This window comes from Veillonella sp. (assembly GCF_015058545.1).
In the GTDB taxonomy this organism is placed as follows: domain Bacteria; phylum Bacillota; class Negativicutes; order Veillonellales; family Veillonellaceae; genus Veillonella_A.
The window spans coordinates 1-6,125 of the sequence record NZ_SVCB01000046.1 but is presented as its reverse complement, the minus strand read 5'-3'; the positions used below and the strand labels follow the sequence as shown (position 1 = coordinate 6,125).

The window sequence follows — 6,125 nt, the reverse complement described above, 5'->3', positions numbered from 1 at the left end:
CTACCAAAATTAACGCTTCTACGAAGGTCTGAACTACTTCTTCGATGGACGCAATAACGAAGTTCGTATTATCTACGATAACTGTGTATTCAACGCCCGGTGGTAAACTATCTTTTTGTTTTTCCAGAACTTGCTTTACTTGACCGATTGTTTCAATCGCATTCGCATCACTTGTTAAAGATACGGCAAACGCAGCCATTGGACGGCCATCACTCTTGGCATTAAAACCATAGTCTTCCGAGCCAAGCTGAATTGTAGATACATCTTTTAAGCGAAGCAAGTTACCGTTACTGTCGGTTTTAATAACGATATTACCGAATTCCTGAGGCGTAATTAAACGGCCTTGAATGGAAATGTTACGATTAATTTGCTGTGTACTAGGCGTTGGATCAGTACCTAAAGAACCGGCTGCGGCCTGTCTGTTCTGGGCACTGATAGCACTGGTTACCTGAGCAATGGTTACATTATGCTGAGCCATTTTACTTGGATCGAGCCAAACGCGCATAGCAAAGTCAGCACCGAATTCCTGCACACTACCAACACCCTTAATGGATTTAATTTCGTCCATCATGTAGTTGGATGCATAGTTTTTTAAGAATGTCTGGTCATATGTATCAGCATCATTAGATTTCAAAGCAAATACCAAGGACATATCACCGGTAGATTTAGTTGTAATAACACCGACACTTTGTACTTCCGACGGTAAGGAAGCTAAGGCACGCTGTACACGGTTTTGAGTATTTACCGTATCCATATCCGCATCGGTACCCTGATTAAATTGGACTGTCAAAGAGTAACTGCCGCTGTTGCTACTGGTTGATGTCATGTAGTCCATATCTTGAACCCCTACGATTTGGGATTCGATTACGGACGCTACCGTATCACTTACAACGTCTGCAGATGCCCCGACGTAACTAGTCGTTACGTGAACCTGTGGCGGTGTTATCTCCGGATAACGCGCAATCGGCAAGGTTAACATTGACACAAGGCCGACAATCGTAATAATCAAGGACAAAACGATGGCAAAGATAGGTCGGTTAATAAAAAATTTCGACACAGTATCCCCCCTTATTTCGTCTTTTCAATCTGGTCTTTAGTCAACGCCGTAGGGTTAACTGTTACACCGTTACGAATCTTGGTTAAGCCGTCAACAACAACCGTTGCCCCCGGTTTTATACCACTCTTAACAATTGTATAAATACCCTGAGTACCGCTGGTTTCAACCGGAGTCTGAGTAACTTTACCGTTTTCATCAACCGTAAATACGAAGGATTTATCGAGTACATAGGTAATGGCTTTAGTCGGAACTAAGATGGCATCTTTAATAATATCCCCCGGTGATACAACAGACGCATACATATTAGGTAATAACATGTGTTGTGGATTTGGGAAGGAGGCTTTGAACATTAACTGACCGGATGTGCTGTCCAAATTCTTAGCAGCCTGCACCAACGTACCGGTGTACTGATAGATAGAACCGTCAGATAAACGAAGCTGTAACGGTACATTAGCTAAATTCTGACCTTGTTTATTCTTCATGAAGTCAAGATATTCAGCTTCACTCATGGCAAATTCTACATATACAGGATCTACTGTATTAATAGTAACTAACGTAGTGCTGCCGGCCGTTACATAAGCACCTAAATCAACATCATCCATTTCTAAGGTACCGTCAAACGGTGCATAAATAACTGTATCCTGCAAATTATCCTGAGCAATACGAACCGCTGCGTCATTGGCCGCTAAAGCAGCTTTTTGCTGTTCCGTCGTGCTGGCTTGGGTATCCAAAGTCTGACGAGCAATGGCATCTTCATTAGCTAATTGCTGGTAACGCTGCAAATCGCGTTCCGCATTTAAATAGGATGCATTGGACGATGCTGCATTAGCCTGAGCACTGGCTAAATTAGCTTCATACTGACGGGAATCTAAACGGAATAAAGGCTGGCCTTTAACAACCTGTTCGCCGCCATTAACATACTTCTCTACAACGTGACCGGAAACACGCGCATGAATGGCTGTACTATTCTGCGATGTAACGGTACCGTTAAAGGACGTTGCAATCTGTGTATCGGTGGCCACAATTTTATATGTGTTGACTGCAACTGCCTGTTGTTGCGCTTCTTCCTTACCGCAACCGGCAACCACCAGCATCATCGCCACCCCGGCTACAATGCCACCCAATAATCGAAACTTACTCATTCTTATCCTCCTCATTCAAAATACCATGCAATATTATGTTCATAGCCTCTGACAAAAGCTCTTTGCAATCTTCCGGGTTAGCTAGGCTATCGTAAAATACTATGCGTAAAACACCTTTAAACATAAGTATTAATACATCAATATCCACATCTTTAATAACACCTAATCGTTGTTGTTCTTTTAAAAAGTTCCCCAGTAACTCCCAATCTTTTTCAACTGTACGCATTACTTGGTCTACCAAAGATGGCACCGAGGCAAACATAAGACGATAATGATCGCCGCTGATTGTGGCATACAAATCGGATTTCACCGTAAAGTAACGTTTTAGCTTAGTCACCGTATCCAGGCTCTCATCTTCTAATATCTGCTTATGCAAATTATAGAAATCCTGACTTTTATCAAACAAAATGCGTTCAATAATTTCATTCTTAGAATGAAAATTCTCATACAAAGTACGCTTACTAATATTAAGGCGCTTAGCCAAGTCATCCATACGAAATGAAGAGCCGTGTAACTCTATTTCGGCTACAGCCGCATCAAGAATTCGCTGTTTCATTGTCGCCTCCTCCATCAACATACACACTGTGGTTTCTTATACACATAATGAATCACTTCCACAAAACACAAAATACAAAAATAAGCAATTATTACACTATACTGCTCATCACTTATATAAGATATATAAGGATAATCACTACACTATAACAATCACTATAAAATAGTCTTTACCCAGAATCTGACACACTTTTTGAACTCCATAGTAAACACTATATAAAAAATTGATAGGCATTACGCATTACCAACATTTTTATTCTAAAAAAGCCTTCAATTCAACTTCTATAAAACAAATGAAAACCGAACCGAAAACTCTAGTACCATGTTTCAGTTTATCGAAAAAATATAATTTTGTCAATAATTATTATACTATATCTTTCTACTTTTTTCGATATAATAAAAACCCCTTTGTTTTAAGTTATTTTGGTCATAAATGCTACTTTAAAGCGCATTTCTGAATACCTAAAACAAAGAGGTTTTATTAATTAAATATACTTTTCAGGATCAAGTTCACCGGTCATACGATTTCGTAAATCGCGACGAGCTACTTCCATGATCCAAAGCCACCAAAGATGACCGAATAATTCGGACAAGTTTTCATCAAACGGAATTTCAGCCAAAGGTGGAACTAAGCCCATTAAAGGCATTACAATTACATGGGCAAAGATATAGACAAAGAATCCGAATACACAACCTTGCCACATTTTAATGCGCGGCCAATATTCGGCGATTACGCAATACATAATACCAAATACAATGGAGAATAAAACATGCACAATAAATACATCAAGCGGTAACTAAACACCGGAGAATGTATAGGATAAATCAGGCATATGTAACATGTCTAATACTACTTTTGGCGGTGTAACACGCGACATGGCGTCAACCGGCCAGAAAATATCAGGATTACGCGGCGGAAACGGAACTTCCCACCCCCACTTAGCAATGGCACCGATAATGCCGACAATAATACCGATTAAAACAGACAAACCTACACGACGTCTGCTTGGTTCTGTGATGTAGTTAAAACCTACTTTCATCACAAAGCCCCCTTTCTCTTGCAAATACTACTACGTCGTCATTTTATCACAATAATGATTAAAATTCTATAAAAAGTAATCATTATCAATCAAATTAAATCAATTTATTTAAAATATTGTCACGATAAATTGTCATAATTAAAATGCAGTTAAGTTTACGATAATTTTGTCAGATTTTTATACTGCCACTCCATATATAATACCTAGTTTACCAAGATCACTATTAGAAACAAGATTCAGTCCTACTAAGGCGTTTTATTTTGAAGCTGTTTAGACAACAAAAAAAGACGCTCAATTGAGCGTCTTTTAGCTTGGTGCCGGAGGTGGGACTTGAACCCACACGGTGTTACCCGCTTGATTTTGAGTCAAGTGCGTCTGCCATTCCGCCACTCCGGCGCGTTCGGAACAATGACTATTATACGCAAACTTTACAAACCTGTCAACACATTTTTTACAAAAAATTTTCAAAGTCGTAAAAATAAATCGGTAACTTATATCTATTTCTCATAATGTGTAATTTTAATCAATAATTCACTTTACTATTTCCTATATTTCTATATAATAAGAAGTACTTTTGTATCATCAGAAAGGAGATAAAAAATATGATATCAAAGTTGAGTTTTAATGCCTTATGGAAGTACTTAGCCCCAATTGTTGTAGGACTCATTGTATTTGCCATTGGCGCACCGGAAGGCCTATCTTCAGGTGCATGGATTTTTGTAAGTATTTTTGCAGCCTTAGTTGTCGGCCTCATTCTTGAACCAATGCCACCTGCTTTTATCGGTATGATTGCCATCACCTTAGCGGTCCTCTTCCGCGTAGGTATGCCGGTTGTTGAAAAAGCCGGTAAAATCGTCCCAACTACAGCCGGTCAGGCCATTAACTGGGGTCTCAGCGGTTTTTCCAATGCCATCGTATGGTTAATCTTTGCCGCCTTCATGATCGGTATCGGTTACCAAAACAGTGGTCTCGGTCGCCGCATCGCGTTATTCTTAGTTCAAAAATTAGGTAAATCCTCCTTGGGTCTCGGGTATGCCATTGCTATTACCGACCTTATTTTAGCACCATTTATCCCAAGTAATGCAGCCCGTAGCGGTGGTACTATCTACCCTATCGTATCCAGTATTTGCCCAATGTTCGACAGCTATCCGGACAAAAATCCGCGCCGTATCGGCTCCTATTTATGTTGGATCAGCTTAGCAACGACTTGCGTATCCAGTACCTTATTCCTCACCGGCCAGGCACCGAACCCATTGGCGGTTGAACTGGCTGCCAAATCCGGTGTTGCTACCGTTAACTGGACAAGTTGGTTCTTAGCAGTAGCACCGGTAGGTATCATCTTGTTCTTAATCACACCGATTTTGACATACTACCTTTGCCCTCCGGAAGTTAAAGGTTCCCCTGAGATTGCCGAATGGGCCAAAGAAGAATTCCACAAATTAGGTGCCATGAGTGCTTCTGAAATCGCTATGGCGGTTATCTCGCTCATCGCCTTAACGCTTTGGATTGGTTCTTCTACGTTCGGTGTTAACCCAACTACAACGGCTTTAGTCGTTATCATTCTGATGGTTCTCTTTAAAATCATTACCTGGAATGACTTCTTAGCCAATAAACCGGCTTGGAATGTATTAACTTGGTTTGCTACCTTGGTACCAATGGCAGCAGGTCTTAAAAACGTAGGTTTCCTTGATTGGTTGGCAAAATCCGCCGGTACTTACCTCGTAGGTCTCGATGTAACTATGGCGACATTAGGTATGCTCTTTGCCTTCTGTGTACTTCGTTACTTTTTTGCTTCCGGTACAGCCTACGTAACCGCTATGGTTGGCTTATTTGCAACCTTAGCCTTACAAATTCCGGGCGCTGACGCCAGCCAGATTATGATTATCTTACTCTTACCAATGGGTATTATGGGTATCTTAACACCTTACGGCACCGGTCATAGCCCTGTATGGTTCGCCAGCGGTTATGTAAAAGGCCCTGAATTCTGGAAATTGGGTGCCATCTTCGGCATCATCTACCTTGCGGTATTCATCGTAATCGGTATTCCTTGGATTGAATTCATTTTGCCGAAATTAATCTAATTTAGGATTTAAAACTTAGTTTTCATTAAAACCTATAGCTTAAAGGCGATAACGAAATGTGAGTTAAATCACAATCGTTACCGCCTTTTTTAATAAAAAAGCCACTACCATGTAGTGACCCCAAAAAGTTAGACTTTTATTTCCGAGAAGCCTGAATAGGTTTCTCGGAATTTTTTATGCTACTGTATTCTTTAAGCGATACTTTACCGGGCTTAGCCAATTCAACTTCTCTTTTATTCGTTTTTCATTG

The 6,125-nt window shown here is 40.4% G+C and carries 6 protein-coding genes and 1 tRNA gene; 1 reads left to right on the top strand and 6 read right to left on the bottom strand.

All coding sequences use genetic code 11. The annotated features are described in order from the left end of the window. From E7204_RS02955 to E7204_RS02930, 6 genes are all read right to left on the bottom strand, one after another. Window positions 1-1,057, bottom strand: a 1,057-nt coding sequence (locus E7204_RS02955) for an efflux RND transporter permease subunit (protein ID WP_295181400.1), incomplete at its 3' end; no start/stop codon positions are given. 11 nt (window positions 1,058-1,068) lie between these two features. Then, a complete protein-coding gene (locus tag E7204_RS02950) occupies window positions 1,069-2,199 on the bottom strand; it encodes an efflux RND transporter periplasmic adaptor subunit (RefSeq protein WP_295181399.1) in 1,131 nt (376 codons plus the stop codon). Next, window positions 2,192-2,755: a TetR/AcrR family transcriptional regulator gene (locus E7204_RS02945; protein WP_295181397.1), complete on the bottom strand. Its 564-nt coding sequence runs from the start codon at window positions 2,753-2,755 to the stop codon at window positions 2,192-2,194. The genes E7204_RS02950 and E7204_RS02945 overlap by 8 nt, the downstream gene beginning before the upstream one ends. A 484-nt stretch (window positions 2,756-3,239) precedes the next feature. Further along, window positions 3,240-3,533 (bottom strand): DUF1440 domain-containing protein, encoded by a 294-nt coding sequence (locus E7204_RS02940; RefSeq protein WP_366483456.1) that lies wholly within the window; start codon window positions 3,531-3,533, stop codon window positions 3,240-3,242. An 18-nt stretch (window positions 3,534-3,551) separates the two neighbouring features. After that, window positions 3,552-3,794, bottom strand: coding sequence for a hypothetical protein (locus E7204_RS02935; protein ID WP_295181393.1), 243 nt, complete (start codon window positions 3,792-3,794; stop codon window positions 3,552-3,554). Window positions 3,795-4,106: 312 nt separating this feature from the next. Beyond that, window positions 4,107-4,190 (bottom strand) — tRNA-Leu (locus tag E7204_RS02930). Between the two features lie 206 nt (window positions 4,191-4,396). On the opposite strand from E7204_RS02930, the gene E7204_RS02925 reads away from it, so the two are divergent. Further along, window positions 4,397-5,875, top strand: coding sequence for a DASS family sodium-coupled anion symporter (locus E7204_RS02925; RefSeq protein WP_295181391.1), 1,479 nt, complete (start codon window positions 4,397-4,399; stop codon window positions 5,873-5,875). The last annotated feature ends 250 nt before the right edge of the window (window positions 5,876-6,125 follow it).